Raw genomic sequence first — 17,624 nt, forward strand, 5'->3', positions numbered from 1 at the left:
TTAACAATATAAAATCCTAATACATAAGTTAATAATAAGGAGTCATATGAAAAGGGGGATATGTATGAGGATTGGTGTTCCGAAAGAAATGGCAAATAGTGAATCGAGAGTTGGGATGACACATAAAGAGGTTGAAGAACTAACAAAAGCAGGACATGAAGTATATGTTTGCAGTGGTGCTGGAGAGAATAGTGGCGTAACAGATGAAATGTATAAAGTGGCAGGTGCTCATATTTTATATGAAGTAAAGGAAGTTTATGAAAAATCGGATTTCATTGTAAAAGTAAAACCACCAACTAGTGTGGAGCTTGGGTATTTAAAAACAGGTCAAATTATCTTTTGTTATGTATTACCTGAGAAAAATGAAGAACTAACACGTATACTATTAAAAAAAAGAATAGCAGCAATAGGATATGAAATGGTTACAGATAAACAAGGAAGCAAGCCATTAAAAATTCCTATGAGTGAAATTGCTGGTAAAATGGCAGTTTTTAATGGCTTGAAATTTTTGCAGACGATCCATGGAGGTAAAGGTATAATGCTAGGGGCTTTACCTGGGTTATTACCTTCTGAAGTTGTTATACTAGGAGCAGGGAGCGCAGCTTATGGCGCTGCAGATATAGCATTAGGGATAGGCTGTAATGTAACAATACTAAATCGAAGTATAGATAGATTAAGAAATTTAAAGAATAGATTAAAACAAAAAGCAGTATATTTAAATTTATCTAATGAAAATATCTGTCAAGCTTTAATAAAAGCTGATTTATTGATTAATACAATTGACCAAATGGGCGATAAATCTAGACATATTGTTACTGCGCAAATGATCAAAAAAATGAAAAAAGGTAGTATAATAATAGATATTGCATGTGATGAAAATGGTGCAATAGAAACTTCAAAACTTACTAGTCATACACAACCTACTTATACAATTGATGGTGTAATTCATTGTGTTATTCCTAACTTGCCAGGAATTGTTCCTCAAACTGCTACTTTTGCATTAACAGAAGCAACACGATCCTATATTATGGAAATTGCAAACCAAGGATTCAAAAAAGCTATTTTTAATAATATAAGTCTAAGAAAGGGTTTATGTACCTATGATGGACATTTGATGCATAAAAAGGCAGCTGAAAATTTTCAGATACCATACTCTCCATTTGAAAAGGCTTTTTAAAGAGAAAGGTATTAAATTTATATTAGGAGGTGAGATGAAATGAAGGCTAAGATTATTCTTAATCCTTCATCAGGAAAACAAATTGTGCAGAAGAATTTAGATAGAATTATCGGCAATTTGATATTAGATGGAGTATTAAAATATGTGGATGTATTCAAAATGAAAAATAGATTTGATGCATTTGAAGAAGTAAAAAGTATAAAAATGGGTGAATATGATTGTATTATTGCTGTAGGCGGTGATGGAACAGTTCATGAAGTGATAAATGGAGTAATGATAGGAAATAATAAGATTCCTATTGCAATATTACCAGCAGGAACGGTAAACGATTTTGCAAAATTTATGAACATTCCTACGGATGTAAAAGGTTTTTGTAATATGATAAAAAAAAATCAAAGGAAAAAAATAGATCTAGGAAAAGTAGGAGATCGATATTTTATTAATGTTTTAGCAGGTGGACTTTTAACAGATGTAGGATATAAAGTATCACCTGATTTAAAAACAGTATTAGGAAAATATGCATATTATGTAGAAGGAATGAAAGAAATTCCAAAACAAATGTTTAAAAGTATAAGTTTAGAAATTGACTCAGAGGAATTTACGGGAGAAGAAGATATCTTTATGTTTATTGTAACAAATACGCCATCAGTAGGTGGATTTAAAAAAATTGCTCCAAAAGCAAAAATTGATGATGGATTATTAGATATATGTATTATAAAAAAATCAGATATACCAGAGTTTCTTTCTTTATTTTTCCATACAATGAAAGGTGAGCATATTTATCACCCGAAGGTTTTATATTTTCAGACTTCTGAAATTAAATTGAAATGTAAGAAGGATGTCAAAATAGATTTAGATGTAGATGGTGAACAAGGAGGAAAATTACCTGCTACGATTGAAGTAATCCCAAAAGCGATAGATATGATTGTGCCATAAAAAGGCGTAATTTAAAAATTACGCCTTTGCTTTTTTAGTATTTAATGTAGAAACATTATCTGTACTTGAAACATTTTTCATTGTACACTTTCCTTCAAAAACAGCTTTATCTTCCACAATAAGGCTAGATACATGAATATCTCCTAAAATTTTTCCTGTTGCATTTAATTTCAATAGATTTGAAGCAGTAACATTTCCTTCAATGATGCCAGATACAATTACATTATTTGCTGATATATCACCAAACATTTTTCCTTCTACACCAAGGATTACATCACCATCTACAGAAATGTCTCCTTTAAATTGGCCATCAATTCGAACGGTTCCCTCAGCATTTAGTTTGCCTTCAAAATTTGAACTCTTTCCGATTAAAGTATCTACTCTTTCATTAGATATAGTATTATTTTTTTTGAACATTTTTTTCCTCCTAAGCCATTATTTATTTAAAATTGTTAAAGGATCAATTTGTTTACCCTTGTAATGAATTTCAAAATGTACATGTGGACCTGTACTTCTTCCTGTACTCCCCATTTTTGCGATAATATCACCTTTTTGTACTTTTTGACCAACATTTACAAGATTTTTCTTGTTATGAGCATACACACTTCTATAACCGTATCCGTGTGAAATAATAATAGTTTTTCCATAACCAGAATTCCATCCAGAAAAAGTAACGATACCAGTACCAGCAGCAATAATGTTTGTTCCTTCTTTATTAGCAATATCTATACCTTTATGGAATTGTATTCTATTGGTAATAGGAGAAATTCTATATCCAAATTTTGATGTTATTTTACCAGATGCAGGTCTCTTAGTAGGTTTTGCAGCTAAAAATTTTAATCGTTTCTTTACATCATCCATCAAATCATTTAGGCTTTTTACTTCATGATCCATTTCAGAAGTAAGTCTCTTTAATTCCATATCGATAGAATCATGTGAGTCACTTTTAGGCATACTTTGAACGGAAAATATAGTTCTTGATGATGATCTAGAAATTGGTTTAGATAAAGAGGTTTTTTTTGTGCTTTTTAACCCCATTAAACTTCGAACTTGAATTTCTAATTCGTTTAGTATTTCTAACTTTTTAGATACTTCATAAGTTTTATTTTTGAGGGATTTTATTTCTAATGATTGTTTTTTATTAATTTCTTGAAGTTTAGCAAAATCCTCAGTTTTTTTATGTAGCTGCTGATTAAGACGAATGTTGTAGTTAATTAAAAAAAATAAAGTAAGGCAGAGTGCGATTATGAAGATTACAAACGAATACAAAATAAATTTTTTTAATTTAAGCTGGCGTACACTTTTGCCGGAATGTGGTACAATCATGATATGAAGAGATTCATCTGCAATTTGTTGTAACTTTTTATATAAATTCATAAATTTGTACCTCTCGTCTATATAAAAATACTCATAACTATTAAATTTCTACAAATTTTTTAAAAATCCTCTTTTAAATTATAAAAAATATAAACTTAAAGAAGGAAATTCTATAACAATGTAGAAAAAATATATGATTTAAGTATATATTTTTAAATTTGTAATATACTTATGTTTAAAATACATGTGAATTGGAGTGAATATGGTGAGTATAACAATAAAGGATGTAGCAAAAAAGGCAGGTGTATCTATATCAACTGTTTCTAGAGTTATTAATGGTTCTAAGCCTGTAAGCAGTGAAGTGCGTCAAAAAGTATTAAAAGTTATTGAAGAAACAGGATATAGACCAAATCCTGTAGCAAGAAGTTTGGTAATGAAAAAGAGTCAATTGATAGGAGTGGTTGTTCCGGATATATCCAATTTCTTTATAGGAGAAATTTTAAGTGGCATAGAAGAGATTGGAAAAATGTATGGATATGATATTCTATTATGTAATACCTATGGACAATTAGAGCAGGAGTTAAGGTATCTTAATTTATTAAAGGCAAAGCAAGTGGAAGGAATTGTATTTATGACATGGAAACTACAAGATAAGCTGGTTGATTATCTTGAAAAAATAGACGTTCCTATTGTATTGATTAATAGAAATACGAGTAAATTACTTATCCCGTCTGTATCAATAGATAACTTTCAAGCTGCTTTTGAAATGACAAATTATCTTATTAAAAATGGACATAGAAGAATTGCATTGATTCGAAGCAGTCAAGACCAAAATGCCTTTGGCTTTGATCAGTATAAAGGATATAAAAAGGCTCTTGAAGAGCATGGGTTGGAATTGGATGAGAAATTAGTAAGATATGGGAACTTTAAGTTAGAAGACAGTTATCAAATTGTAAAAGATTTTATTAAAGAAAATGTTTTACCTACAGCAATTTTTGCAACAAGTGATGAAATGGCAATAGGAGCAATAAATTGTTTATTAGATAATGGTTATAAAGTTCCAGATGATGTTTCTGTTGTGGGATTTAATGATATAAAATTAGCATCTATATATAAACCTAATTTGACTACAATTCATCAACCGATATATGATATTGGTGCTGTTGCAATTAGGATGATTGTTAAAAAAATTAATGGGGAAGAAGTGGATAGTAAAATAGTAACCCTTCCACATGAACTAATCATAAGAGAAAGTAGTAAAAAGATATAATAAGGAATATTTCACCTCATATGTAGGAATAATAAAATTGAATTATTTTACATTAGGAGGTGCTCTTTTGAAAAAAGTAGCAGTAGAAAAATCATTAGAGAATGTGAAAAACTATCTTAACAATAAGGGATTTGATGTTGCAGATCTTGAAAGTGCTACAACGAATTTAAAAAATTTTGATGCAATTGTAGTTTCAGGACAGAATAGTAATTTATTAGGTATGCATGATACGAGTACAAAAGCATCTGTTATTAATGCTAAGGGATTGACGGTAGAAGATATATATGAAGAATTAAATAATCGTCTTAGTTAAAAAAGGCCTCTTTTGAGGTCTTTTTTGTTGGTGTGCTGTAGCAATAAAAATAAAAAAATACTATAATATATAGATGTATTAAACATATGAGAGTGAGTGAAAAGATGAAAGTAAATGATTTTTTGCCAATATGTATGGAGGATATGAAAAAAAGAGGATGGGATCGATTAGATTTTATTATTATTTCAGGAGATGCATATGTAGATCATCCTAGCTTTGGAACTGCTGTTATTTCAAGAGTATTAGAAATGGCTGGTTATAAAGTTGGGATCATTGCGCAACCTAACTGGAGAAATGTAGATGATTTTAAAAAATTAGGGAAACCTAAACTGGCATTTTTAATTACTGCTGGGAATCTTGATTCTATGGTAAATCATTATACAGTAAGTAGGAGAAAAAGAGAAAAAGATATGTATTCACCAGGAGGAAAAATGGGGTTAAGACCTGATCGAGCAACTATTGTTTATGCAAATATGGTAAGGCAAGCATATAAAAAAGTACCTATTATTCTTGGTGGTATAGAAGCTAGTTTAAGAAGATTTGCACATTATGATTATTGGAATGATAAAGTAAGAAGATCTATTTTATTTGATAGTGAAGCAGATCTATTAGTATTTGGTATGGGAGAAAAACAGATAATTGAAATTGCAGATAATTTGAAGGATGGATTAAGTGTTAAATATATTCGTCATATTCCTGGAACTTGTTATAAAATAGATGATTTAAAAGAAGTGTATGATTTTATTGAATTACCTTCTTTTGAAGAAGTTTTTGAAGATAAAATTGCTTATACAAAAGCATTTAAGATTCAATATGAGGAACAAGATAGTATTAGAGGAAAAGTTTTGATACAGAAACATAGGGATACTTATATTGTACAAAACCCTCCAGCGATGCCTATGACACAAGATGAATTAGATAGAGTTTATAGTCTTCCTTATATGAGAAACTATCATCCAATATATAAAGAAATGGGCGGAGTTCCTGGGATTGAAGAAGTAAAATATAGCATTATTAGTGAAAGAGGATGTTTTGGAGGTTGTTCTTTTTGTGCATTAACATTTCATCAAGGAAGGGTTATACAAAGTAGGAGTCATGATTCAATAATTAAAGAAGCTGAAAAAATTGTAAAAGATAAAGACTTCAAAGGATATATTCATGATGTAGGTGGTCCAACAGCTAATTTTAGACATGTTGCATGTGAAAAACAAAAAAAGTACGGAACTTGTAAAAATAAACAATGCTTATATCCAAAGCCATGCAAAAATCTTTATGTTGATCATGATGAATACTTAGAGCTTTTAAGAAAAATTAGAAAAATAAAGGGTGTTAAAAAAGTTTTTATTCGTTCTGGGTTAAGATATGATTATATTATGGCGGATAAAAAAGATACTTTTTTAAAAGAATTATGTGAACATCATATAAGTGGCCAGCTTAAAGTGGCTCCTGAGCATATTTCACCAAAAGTACTAGACTTAATGGGCAAGCCTAGGAGAGAAGTATATGAAAAGTTTGTGGATAAATATTATAAAATAAATAAAAAGCTTGGGAAAAATCAATTTTTAGTTCCTTATCTTATGTCTAGTCATCCAGGAAGCGATTTAAAAGCTGCTATAGAGATGGCAGAATATTTAAGAGATATTCGTTATTATCCAGAGCAAGTTCAGGATTTTTATCCTACACCTGGGACATTATCTACGTGTATGTATTATTCAGGATTAGATCCTAGAAATATGAAGCCTGTATATGTGCCGAAAACGAGAGAAGAAAAGTCTATGCAAAGGGCATTACTACAATACAGAAATCCTAAAAATTATGATTTAGTTAAAAAAGCTTTGATTCTTGCAGGAAGAAAAGATCTAATTGGATATGGACCTAAATGTTTAATTAAACCTAAGGAAGTGAAAAACGGAATATATCAAAAGAATAAAAGGAAGATTGAAAAGAAGAGGAAGACAAAAAAGCGCATAAAAAGAAGATGATGAACAGTTTGACGAAATACTATTTTGTATGTATAATGATATATTAGAAAAAATTGTGAGGTGGGAAGAGTAGTGTTATCAAAGGAAAAACTTGATCGTATAAACTTTTTAGCAAGAAAATCTAAAAAAGAGGGTTTAAATGAAGCAGAAAAAATAGAGCAAAAAAATCTTAGACAAGAATATTTAAAGAAATTTAAGGAAAGCTTTAGAAAACAATTAGAAAATATTGAAATTGTTGATTAGAGAATACAAAAAAAGAATAAATGTATATTTATTCTTTTTTTGTATTATAAAGAGGAAAAATGTCATTTGTATAGAATATTATATTAAAATGTAACATAGGTGATGTGATTAAAAAAGGGGGCTAATATTTTGGCAGAGAAGCAATATGTTATATTTAGATTAGCAAATGAATCGTATGGTGTTGATATAATGAATGTGAAAGAGATTTGTGAGTTTAAAGAGAGTGTTAAGGTACCTAATACGCCAAAATTCGTAGATGGGATTATAAACCTTAGAGGAGATATAACGCCTATTATTGACTTAAAGAAGAGGTTTAATCTAAAAGATACAGGTATAAATTCAGACACAAGAATTATTGTAATAAATATTAAAGATAGACAGGTTGGATTTATTGTAGATGAAGCTTCTCAAGTTCTAAGAATAAGAGAGGAAGATATTGAGTCAGCACCAGAATTAATAGCTGGAGTTGATAAAAAATATATTACAGGAGTTGGAAAACTTGAAGATCAAATTGTTTTATTGCTAGACTTAGAGTACATTCTTTCAGATAATGAAAAAGAAAAAATACAACAAATAGCATAATAAGAAAGTTTTTTGACGATTATTTAAATAATTATGAGTAAAATATTACTTGCTAAGATATTTATAATTAAAAAATAAAAAATTAGAATTTCATGTAGATAAAAAATATATATTTGACAACAGCAAAAGTCAAATTTCAAACCCATACCTAGTGTATAATGAATTCAAATATACAATATTTAGGGGGATACTTACAAATGAAAAAGACTTTGCTGTTTTTTTTAATATTAATTGTTATTTTAATATATGGAAAATCAAGTTTAGTAGATGCTAATACAGTCGTGGCAGATGAAGAACAATTTGAGAAGGAAAAAATAATAATTGAAAATCTTTTTAAACAGAGATCAAAATTGTGGAATAATATTTATGAAAAAAATATGAAAACAAATGAATGGATTCAACAAATTAAAAATACTGTAACAGAACCGTTATTATCCTTTGATATTGAAGCTTTTGAAGAAGCAAGCAAATATCCTACTGATATAGACAAAGTATTAAATTTAGAGATTGTAAATATAGAGAATGTTACATATCAGAAAAATGATATGCAAGCAAAAATAAAAATACTTTGGATTATGCAAGGTTTATCATCTAAATATGAAGAAGAAATTGATTATATTGTTATATTAAAAAAAGAAAATAATCATTGGAAGATTTGTGATTATTATATTGATAAATAAGACTGTCTATTTTAGGTAGATAGTCTATTTTATTTCAAAATTTCAATATAAAAAATAGGATAATAATACTATTTTTTTTGTTTGCTATAATATTAGCAGGAATATAATTATTTGTAAAGAATATAGCAAAATGTGGCGAAAAAAGTCGGTGTATAAAAGTGGATATTAATGGTAGCAGAAACAAAGAACTAGAGGTGTATTATGTATAAACCAGCATTAAGTGTAAAAAAAATGAATGAAATTATAAAAAAGACAATCGATGCAATTGAAAAGGGGAAAAATGAGATTTTTGAAATAGCAGAAAGAGCAAGAAATGAGTGTAAAAGTCTCGAACAGGAGTTGGAAATAATAAAAAAGAAAGCAATTCAGATTATTGATGAAGTTGATAAACTTGAAATTCTTGAAAAGAAAAGTAGGCAAAGACTTGCAATTGTAAGTAAAAATTTTAAAAAGTTTGAAGAAGGAGATATAAAGGCAGCTTATGAGGAAGCAAATGCTTTGCAGGTTAAAATATTGCTTAAAAGAAAAGAAGAAAAGGATTTAATAAATCAAAGGACAGATTTAGAAAAAAGGCTAAGAGCAGCTTATGCTGTTGTGAAAAATGCTGAAAGATTAGTTTCTCAAGTTGGCGTTGCCATGGGATACCTTAGTGGAAATTTAAAGGATGTTTTTGAACAGTTAGAAGATATACATCAAAGAGAAATTGTAGGGATTAAAATAATTAAAGCTCAAGAAGAAGAAAGACAAAGAATTGCAAGAGAGATTCATGATGGGCCGGCCCAATCAATGGCAAATGTAGTAATTAAAGCTGAAATTTGCGAAAAATTAATTGATAGAGATATGGAAAAAGCAAAATATGAATTAGCCCAGTTAAAAAATATTGTGCGAAGATGTTTAAAAGATGTAAGAAAGATTATATATGATTTAAGACCTATGTCTTTGGATGATTTAGGTTTAGTGCCAACTTTGCAAAGATTTATTACTGATTTTGAAGAGGAAACAAAAATAAATGTAAAATTTTTAGTGAACGTAAAATATGGGTTGTCTGATTCTATTGTTCAATTGTCTGTGTTTAGGATTATTCAAGAAACATTAAATAATATTAGAAAGTATGCAAAAGCTTCAGGAGTAGTTATTAAATTAGAAATTATTCGGCAACGTATAAATCTGTTAATTGCCGACGATGGAATTGGGTTTGATGTTCAAAGCAAACTAAGTACAGATAAGAAAGAAAGTGGTTTTGGGTTGCTTATTATGAAGGAAAGGGTAGAATTGTTGAAAGGAAATATTGATATTCAGAGCAATATAGGAAAGGGAACAAGAATAAAAGTTACAATTCCATTAAAAAATGAGGAGGAACCATACAATGGAATCTAAAATTAGAGTTTTAATTGCAGATGATCATGCACTGATGAGACAAGGATTAAAGCAAATAATAGAATTGGAAGATGATATTGAAGTAGTTGGATTGGCTGTAGATGGAGAAGATACCATAAAAAAAGCACAGCAATTACATCCTCATATAATACTATTAGATATAAATATGCCGAATATGAATGGAATACAAGCTCTAAGAAGATTAAAAGATATAGGGACAGATTCTAAAATTATTATGTTAACAATTCATGAAGATAGAGAATATCTATTTGAGACAATTAATATTGGTGCATCTGGATATGTATTAAAAGATGCAGAATCAGCTAGCCTCATAAAAGCCATTCGAGATGTATTTACTGGACATTCTTATATTCATCCATCACTTGCTTCTGCATTAGTTAAAGAATATAATAAAAAGGAAAGTGATACATATAAAAAAGATAAATTAACAAGAAGGGAGTATGAGGTATTAGGTTTAATTGCAGAGGGGAAAAATAATAGAGAAATTGCACAAGACTTGTTTATTAGTGAAAAAACTGTAAAAAATCATGTATCTAATATATTTAAAAAGATAGATGTAAATGATCGAACACAAGCTGCAATTTATGCATATAAGCATAATATTAAAAAGATATAGTATATAAGTTATACTATGACAAATAATAAAAATGTATATTTTAAGGAGGGATAAAATTGCCTGATAAAAAACATAAATTAAGTTTTGAATTTAAGAATGCATGGGAAACAATGGACGAAAAAGAGAAAGACGATGTATTTAAATTTAATGAAGGATACAAGGCCTTTTTAGATAATGGAAAAACTGAGAGAGAATGCGTCAAAGAAATAATAAAACAAGCTAAAGAGAATGGTTATAAAAATATTGAAGAATTTATAAACGGAAATGAAACCCTAAAAGAAGGTTCAAAGATATATGCAAATAATAAAGGGAAAGCTGTTGCATTGTTTGTTATTGGGAAAGAATTAATAGAGAAAGGAATGCACGTTGTTGGTGCACATATTGATTCACCTAGATTAGATTTAAAACCTTTTCCTTTATATGAGGATGGGGGGTTAGCATTATTTAAAACCCATTATTATGGGGGCATTAGAAAATATCAGTGGACTACAATTCCTCTAGCTTTACATGGTGTTATAATAAATAAAAAAGGAGAAAAAATAAATATTGTAATTGGAGAAGAAGAGAATGATCCTGTATTTTTTATAACAGATTTATTACCTCATTTAGCAAAAGATCAAAATGAAAAAAAACTTAGTGAAGGTATAACAGGAGAAGGATTAAATATATTAATCGGAAGCATTCCTTACAAAGATGATGAAATAAAAGAAAAAGTAAAATATAATATTTTGAAACTATTATATGAGAAATATGGAATAGAAGAAGAAGACTTTTTGACAGCTGAAATTGAAGTAGTGCCTGCAGGAAAAGCAAAAGATGTTGGAATAGATAAAAGTTTAGTAGGAGCTTATGGTCAAGATGATAGAGTTTGTTCTTATACAGCTATGCAAGCGATATTTAAAATAAGTAACCCTATAAAAACTGCTGTAACACTATTGGTAGATAAAGAAGAAATAGGTAGTGTTGGAAATACAGGGATGCAATCAAGATTTTTTGAAAATACCGTAGCAGAATTAATTGCTTTACAAAGCAATGATTTTAGTATTTTAAAAGTGAGAAGGGCTTTATCCAATTCAAAAGTTTTATCTGCAGATGTGGGTGCTGGTTTTGATCCAAATTTCCCTGATGTTTTAGATAAAAGAAATGCAGCTTTCATAGGAAAAGGTGTATTAATTTCAAAGTATACGGGTGCTAGAGGAAAATCAGGCTCTAATGATGCAAATGCAGAATTTTTAGCTATGGTAAGAAAAATATTCTATGAGAATAATATACTATGGCAAATTGGTGAATTAGGAAAGGTAGATCAGGGAGGTGGCGGTACAATAGCATATATATTAGCAAATTATGGAGCAGAAGTAGTAGATTGTGGTGTTCCGTTGTTAAGTATGCACGCGCCGATGGAAATAGCAAGTAAAATAGACGTATATATGACATACAAAGCATATAAAGTTTTTTTAGAAGCTTAAAATAATCGGGTTTAATGCCCGATTATATTTTGGTTTAAAAAATTATCTATATATAAAAATTTTTATTTTCTAACATAAAATGCTTAAAAGTTTCTGCTAAAGGAGATAAAATTCTAGGTTTGTGATAAACAAAATAAAATTTTCTAGAAGTATCGATATTTTCTAATTCTAATTTTTTCACCATGTTATAGCGCAGCTCATCTCTTATAGCTAACTCAGAAATCATTGTAATACCTAGACCATTTCTTACACATTGTTTAATGGCTTCTGTATTTTCTATATAGGCTACAATATTTAGCTGTTCTAAGGATATATTATGTAAATGGAGGATTTGTTCAAACATTTTTCTAGTTCCTGAACCTTTTTCTCTTAAAATAATTCTTTCATCAAATAAAAATTCAATATTGATTTTTTCTATTTTATTATATTTATCAGAATTAGGTGCAATAAATACAAGATGGTCTTCTAAAATATCAATGTAATTTAGTTTTTTTGTATCATCTATTGCCCCTACGAAACCAAAATCGATTTTACCATTTAAGATATCATTTACAACTTGCTGTGAATCATAATGGAGTAGATTATATTTTACATGGGGATAAATTTTGTTAAAAGCACTCAGAAGTGGAGGGAGAATATATTGCTCAGGGATGGTACTACAAGCAATTTCTAAAGTTCCTTCTATTTTGTCCTTAAATGCTTCTAAAGAAAATAATGCATGTTCTCTTTTGTTTAATATTTCAACAGCGTGGCTAAATAAAAGTTCGCCAGCTTTTGTTAAAGTTACTTTTTTATTTGAACGATTGATTAATATGGTGCTTAATTCATTTTCTAGATTTTGAATGTGATTGCTGATTGTTGGTTGGGTTAAAAAAAGACGATCTGCTGCTTTTGAAAAACTTTTTAGTCGTGCAATGGTAACAAAAGTTTCAAGTTGTCTAAAATCCATGTTTTCACCCCTAAGTAAATCTTCACAAATCAATAGTATCATTTACTAGAAAAATTATCAAATGTTTGTTTGCAATAAGACTGAGGAAATACTTTTTATTGATTTTAAATGAATGTGTGAAATAGTGCATAAATATAATATAACAAATATGGAATTAGAAAAGTTTAGCATTTATGAAGGGAATGGTTAAATGAATCTTCATAAACTAGAATTACTAATTAAGCAAAAAGAAGGTATGAAGTTAGATTTTAAGCAATCTTTAAAGCTTGATACGGAATCTGAAAAAAAAGAATTTGCAAAAGACGTTATAGCTATTGCTAACAGTATAGGAGGAAGAGGCTACTTAATTATTGGTATAAAAGATAAGGATAAAAAAATCATTGGAGTTAATCCAGAAGATTTGCAAGAAGAGAGATTGCAACAGATTATTAGCCATAGATGTGATCCTCCAGTAAACATAAGGGTAGAGAGTGTAAAATATAAAAATAAGAATATTGGAGTTATTACTATATTTAAAAGTTTTCAAAGACCGCATCAAATGAGACAAACAGGAGCATTTTACATAAGAAGAGGCTCTACAACAGATATTGCTAGAAGAGATGAAATTGCAAGTATGTTTCAAGAAGTTGGATTAATTCATAATGAACTGATTCCAATATATAATTTGAATTTGAAAGTATTTAATAGAGAATTGATCAATCAGTATTTAAAAAAGATGGGCATAGCTAAGAATGAAAAAATGGAAGAAAGCATATGGAATAATCTAGGTATTATTCACTTTGATAGCGAAACAAGCAAATTTTATCCTACTATTGGAGGGCTTTTGCTGTTTTGTGATCATCCTCAAAGATATTTACCTTATTGTTCAATAAAAATTATTACTTTTAAGGGTAATAGAAAAATAACAAATATTATTGATGGGAACATTATTGAAATGTTAAATAGATGTCGTGAATTTATTAATACCTATTTAAAAGATATAGATTATCCTAAGGAAGCAATTATTGAATGTATTGCAAATGCAGTAGTTCATAGAGATTATATGGATATATTAAGAGACATTGTGGTATTAATAGGAGATAACAAAGTTGAGATTAGCAATCCTGGAACATTACCAAAGGGAAGTAATATTCATACCATAATGAAAGATAATAATCCTTCAAGGCGAAATAATTGGCTTTATCATAGACTCTTATTATTAGATAATCATAATCAGTTTTTAAGAACAGGTATTGGATTACAAAAAATAAATAGGATGTTTGAAAAAGTTGGGAAAGTAAAGTTTCTAAATATTGAAAAAAGAAATTTGTTTAAAGTTGTAATGCCAGGATTGAAAAGATATAGTAAAAAAGATAAAATTTAAATTTTATCTTTTTTACTTCTCTTCTAAAGGATAAGGGTCCACATGAATAACTACATCTTTTATATTGTCTATTGAATTGAATATAGCTAACTTTGTTTGTGCAGCAAAATAATGACCTTGTTCAACAGTAATGGATCGATCTACGCAAATAATCATATCAACATATATTTGATTGCCATGTTTTCGTGCTCTAATTTTATGTACACTTTTTACGCCATCGATTGATAAGGAGATTTTTTTTATATTATGAATAATCTCTTGAGATGGAGCAGTATCCATTAATTCTGTTACGGCATCCCAATATATAGAAAATGCAGCCTTCATAATCATTAAAGCAACGATAAGACCGGCTATTGGGTCTAAAATAGGAAAACCCATAACTGCTCCTGTAATACCAATAAGTGCTGCTATGGAAGAAAATGCATCTGTTCTATGATGCCATGCATCAGCTATTAATGCTTGGCTCTGAATTTTTGTGCCGATACTTACTGTATAGCGATACATCCATTCTTTTACCAGAATAGATAATAATGCAGCCCAAATGGCTATGGATTCTGGAGGTTTTAAGTTTGGGTTTTTTAGAGATTTATAAGCAGACATTCCAATACCTATAGCAGTTATAAACAGGATAATAGCAACAATTTTTGCAACAATTGATTCAGCTTTGCCATGACCGTAGTGGTGTTTTTCATCAGGAGGTTGATGGGAGATTTTTATACTATGAAGTACAGCAATTGTAGAAATAATATCAGAACCAGAGTGTAGGGCATCTGCAATCATAGCTGTACTACCAGCTAATAATCCAACAATAGCTTTCAAAGAAGTTAAAAGAATATTTCCTATGATACCAATCCAAGAAGCTTTTTTTCCTAATAAGAGTCTTTCGTTATCATTCATGGTTTTCATTCCTTTCTAATAAAGTTTATTTATTAGTATGTTTTTAGATTATAAATTAAATGTTTCTATTTTGTCAAATCTAATATATTCTTGAAAATTCTGTAAATACAATAAAGGACTTTACATGACGAAAAGTCCTTTTAAAAACTCTTAAATTGGTTTTATATTTTGAATAAATTTAGGTTTTAAGGATACAATCATTTTATGAATACCAATCTGCTTAAAACCATTTTTTTTACAAAGGCCTATATGAAACTTTTGATTGATATTAAAAATGAGCATTTCAAAATCTAAATATTGCACATGATTTATAATAATTCTAAGAATTTTTTCATCCAGTTTTTGTTTTCTTAAATTTTCTGGAAAGACAAAATCGTCAATAACGATGTAAGGATAGGGTTCTGTACATTTGTCATAAAAACTTATAGTTATATATAATGTGTTATTTGCTTTGTACTTAAATATCCAATTATTACAAGAAGTTTTAGTAAATATTTGACATGTAAATGAAATTTTACAAATCCTACCAAAAGTTTTTGATAAATGCATTAACTTAATAGGGTTAATTTTTTCATAAATAGGAATTGTTTTTCTTATGTGTGAATACATCATAATATATACCTCCTAAGTAAAATATATGAATAATATTTAAAGATTATTACTACTTGTATAAAAGTATATAAAATAATGTAAAATGTATATTAAATGTAAGTATAGAAAAAAATATTTGCAAAAGGCAGTAGATACATTTATAATGAACAAGAATGAAAAAATAGGGAGAGATAAAATTATAATGAACAATATTACATTTGAAGAATTAGGATTAAGAAAAGAGATTATAAGAGCTATAGATGATTTAGGGTTTGAGGAGCCAACGCCGATCCAAAAATCTGCAATTCCATATATGCTACAAAAAAAGGATATTATTGGGCAGGCTCAAACAGGAACTGGTAAAACAGCTGCTTTTGGAATGCCAATTATTCATAATATACAAGCAGATATTAAGGCTCCTCAAGCATTGATTTTAACACCTACGAGGGAATTAGCTATTCAAGTAGCTGATGAAATAAGAAAATTTTCAAAATATATACACGGCGTAAAAACTTTAGCTATTTACGGTGGCCAGCCTATTGAACGTCAGATTAAAGCATTGAAAGCAGGTGTTCAAATTATAACAGGTACTCCGGGAAGATTATTAGATCATATACGTAGAAGAACCATAAGATTAAATGAAATTAATATAGTTGTTTTAGATGAAGCAGATCAAATGCTGGATATGGGTTTTCAAGAAGATATAGAAAATATACTAAAAGAAATTCCTAAAGAGAGACAAACGGTGCTTTTTTCAGCTACAATTCCTAAAGAAATAGAAGCATTAGCTAAAAACTATCAAAAAAATCCAAAGAAGGTAAAAGTAGTCCATGAGAAGCTTACAGTACCTCTTATTGAGCAATACTATTTTGAAGTAAAGGCTCGTGAAAAGCTAGAAGTATTATGTAGAGTATTAGATATGGAAAAAGAAGGGTTATCAGTAATATTTTGCAGAACTAAAAAAGGTGTTGATGAACTTGTTGAAAGTCTTCAAAGCAGAGGTTATTTTGCAGAAGGAATACATGGAGATTTAAAACAAGCCCAAAGAGATCGAGTAATGAAAAAATTTAGAGAAGGTACAATAGAACTACTTGTAGCTACTGATGTAGCGGCTAGAGGTATTGATGTAGAAAATGTAGAAATGGTTATTAATTATGATATTCCTGAGGATTTAGAATATTATGTACATAGAATAGGAAGAACAGGAAGAGCAGGAAAAGCTGGAGTAGCATATACTTTTGTGACAGGAAAACAGATAAGATTATTAAAAAGCATTGAAAAATTCACAAAAACGAAAATAAAAAGAAAAAAGGTACCAACTATAAATGATTTAGCAGAAAGGCAAAGAGAACTTTTCTCTAATCGAATTATCAAGGTCATTGAAGAAGGACATTTAGGCCCTTATACTTCAATGATTGAACGTCTTGCAGAAGAATATAGTTCCATTGATATTGCAGCAGCTTTAGCAAAAATTATTATGGAAAAGAATAGAGTAGAGCTAGAAGAAGTAAAAGATCCCTTTGAGAATACAGGTGCTACTGAGTCAGGCATGGCTAGAATCTTTTTAAACATAGGTAAAAGGGATAGAGTAAAGGTGGGAGATATCCTTGGTGCTATTGTTAATAAAGCGAAAATAGAAGGTAGTAGCGTAGGGACTATCGATATGTTTGATAAATTTACTTTTGTTGAGATTCCAATAGACCTTGCAGCAAAATTTACAAGTAATATTAATAAGATTAGAATTAAAGGGAAAAAAATAAAAGCAGAACCTGCAAATAGTAGATAGACAAGGATTTTTCTTTGTCTATTTTTCTTTATGTCAGAATAAAAAATAAATATAGTAT

The 17,624-nt window shown here is 29.0% G+C and carries 18 protein-coding genes; 13 read left to right on the plus strand and 5 right to left on the minus strand.

Annotation, left to right across the window (positions count from 1 at the left end):
- Positions 1 to 64: 64 nt before the first annotated feature.
- Together FQB35_RS05780 and FQB35_RS05785 are read left to right on the plus strand one after the other, a co-directional pair.
- On the plus strand, positions 65 to 1,177 hold the full coding sequence (locus tag FQB35_RS05780; protein WP_168198254.1) for an alanine dehydrogenase: 1,113 nt from the start codon (positions 65 to 67) through the stop codon (positions 1,175 to 1,177).
- 39 nt (positions 1,178 to 1,216) lie between these two features.
- Positions 1,217 to 2,113 carry a diacylglycerol/lipid kinase family protein gene (locus tag FQB35_RS05785; RefSeq protein ID WP_148809074.1) on the plus strand — a complete coding sequence of 299 codons (897 nt, stop codon included), beginning with the start codon at positions 1,217 to 1,219 and terminating at the stop codon, positions 2,111 to 2,113.
- Positions 2,114 to 2,131: 18 nt separating this feature from the next.
- Here the strand turns inward: FQB35_RS05785 and FQB35_RS05790 are convergent, their stop codons facing one another.
- Together FQB35_RS05790 and FQB35_RS05795 are read right to left on the minus strand one after the other, a co-directional pair.
- Entirely contained in the window at positions 2,132 to 2,530 is a 399-nt protein-coding gene (locus FQB35_RS05790; RefSeq protein WP_148809075.1) for a bactofilin family protein, read from the minus strand.
- Between the two features lie 18 nt (positions 2,531 to 2,548).
- A complete protein-coding gene (locus FQB35_RS05795; protein ID WP_148809076.1) occupies positions 2,549 to 3,490 on the minus strand; it encodes a M23 family metallopeptidase in 942 nt (313 codons plus the stop codon).
- Between the two features lie 205 nt (positions 3,491 to 3,695).
- Here FQB35_RS05795 and FQB35_RS05800 point away from each other — a divergent pair, with 205 nt between their 5' ends.
- From FQB35_RS05800 to FQB35_RS05840, 9 genes are all read left to right on the plus strand, one after another.
- Positions 3,696 to 4,700, plus strand: coding sequence for a LacI family DNA-binding transcriptional regulator (locus FQB35_RS05800; protein WP_231701863.1), 1,005 nt, complete (start codon positions 3,696 to 3,698; stop codon positions 4,698 to 4,700).
- Positions 4,701 to 4,767: 67 nt separating this feature from the next.
- Positions 4,768 to 5,013: a YkuS family protein gene (locus FQB35_RS05805; RefSeq protein WP_168198255.1), complete on the plus strand. Its 246-nt coding sequence runs from the start codon at positions 4,768 to 4,770 to the stop codon at positions 5,011 to 5,013.
- 104 nt (positions 5,014 to 5,117) lie between these two features.
- Positions 5,118 to 6,995 (plus strand): YgiQ family radical SAM protein, encoded by a 1,878-nt coding sequence (locus FQB35_RS05810; RefSeq protein ID WP_148809079.1) that lies wholly within the window; start codon positions 5,118 to 5,120, stop codon positions 6,993 to 6,995.
- Between the two features lie 72 nt (positions 6,996 to 7,067).
- Positions 7,068 to 7,238: a DUF896 domain-containing protein gene (locus FQB35_RS05815; protein WP_148809080.1), complete on the plus strand. Its 171-nt coding sequence runs from the start codon at positions 7,068 to 7,070 to the stop codon at positions 7,236 to 7,238.
- 129 nt (positions 7,239 to 7,367) lie between these two features.
- Positions 7,368 to 7,820 carry a chemotaxis protein CheW gene (locus FQB35_RS05820; RefSeq protein WP_148809081.1) on the plus strand — a complete coding sequence of 151 codons (453 nt, stop codon included), beginning with the start codon at positions 7,368 to 7,370 and terminating at the stop codon, positions 7,818 to 7,820.
- Positions 7,821 to 8,017: 197 nt separating this feature from the next.
- A complete protein-coding gene (locus tag FQB35_RS05825; protein ID WP_148809082.1) occupies positions 8,018 to 8,500 on the plus strand; it encodes a hypothetical protein in 483 nt (160 codons plus the stop codon).
- 201 nt (positions 8,501 to 8,701) lie between these two features.
- The gene (locus tag FQB35_RS05830; RefSeq protein WP_148809083.1) at positions 8,702 to 9,877 is read left to right on the plus strand and encodes a sensor histidine kinase; all 1,176 of its coding nucleotides are present in this window, start codon (positions 8,702 to 8,704) and stop codon (positions 9,875 to 9,877) included.
- Complete coding sequence (locus FQB35_RS05835) at positions 9,867 to 10,514, plus strand: response regulator (protein ID WP_148809084.1); 648 nt, start codon at positions 9,867 to 9,869, stop codon at positions 10,512 to 10,514. The genes FQB35_RS05830 and FQB35_RS05835 overlap by 11 nt, the downstream gene beginning before the upstream one ends.
- A gap of 56 nt (positions 10,515 to 10,570) precedes the next feature.
- A complete protein-coding gene (locus tag FQB35_RS05840; RefSeq protein WP_269902708.1) occupies positions 10,571 to 11,980 on the plus strand; it encodes an aminopeptidase in 1,410 nt (469 codons plus the stop codon).
- 46 nt (positions 11,981 to 12,026) lie between these two features.
- Here the strand turns inward: FQB35_RS05840 and FQB35_RS05845 are convergent, their stop codons facing one another.
- Positions 12,027 to 12,929: a selenium metabolism-associated LysR family transcriptional regulator gene (locus FQB35_RS05845; RefSeq protein WP_148809085.1), complete on the minus strand. Its 903-nt coding sequence runs from the start codon at positions 12,927 to 12,929 to the stop codon at positions 12,027 to 12,029.
- 190 nt (positions 12,930 to 13,119) lie between these two features.
- Here FQB35_RS05845 and FQB35_RS05850 point away from each other — a divergent pair, with 190 nt between their 5' ends.
- Positions 13,120 to 14,292, plus strand: coding sequence for an RNA-binding domain-containing protein (locus tag FQB35_RS05850; RefSeq protein WP_148809086.1), 1,173 nt, complete (start codon positions 13,120 to 13,122; stop codon positions 14,290 to 14,292).
- A gap of 12 nt (positions 14,293 to 14,304) precedes the next feature.
- Here the strand turns inward: FQB35_RS05850 and FQB35_RS05855 are convergent, their stop codons facing one another.
- Complete coding sequence (locus FQB35_RS05855; protein ID WP_148809087.1) at positions 14,305 to 15,189, minus strand: cation diffusion facilitator family transporter; 885 nt, start codon at positions 15,187 to 15,189, stop codon at positions 14,305 to 14,307.
- Between the two features lie 150 nt (positions 15,190 to 15,339).
- The gene (locus tag FQB35_RS05860; protein WP_148809088.1) at positions 15,340 to 15,801 is read right to left on the minus strand and encodes a hypothetical protein; all 462 of its coding nucleotides are present in this window, start codon (positions 15,799 to 15,801) and stop codon (positions 15,340 to 15,342) included.
- 181 nt (positions 15,802 to 15,982) lie between these two features.
- Between FQB35_RS05860 and FQB35_RS05865 the strand changes: the two genes are divergently transcribed.
- Complete coding sequence (locus tag FQB35_RS05865; RefSeq protein ID WP_148810773.1) at positions 15,983 to 17,566, plus strand: DEAD/DEAH box helicase; 1,584 nt, start codon at positions 15,983 to 15,985, stop codon at positions 17,564 to 17,566.
- Positions 17,567 to 17,624 lie beyond the last annotated feature (58 nt).

It is taken from the genome of Crassaminicella thermophila (assembly GCF_008152325.1).
GTDB lineage: Bacteria > Bacillota > Clostridia > Peptostreptococcales > Thermotaleaceae > Crassaminicella_A > Crassaminicella_A thermophila.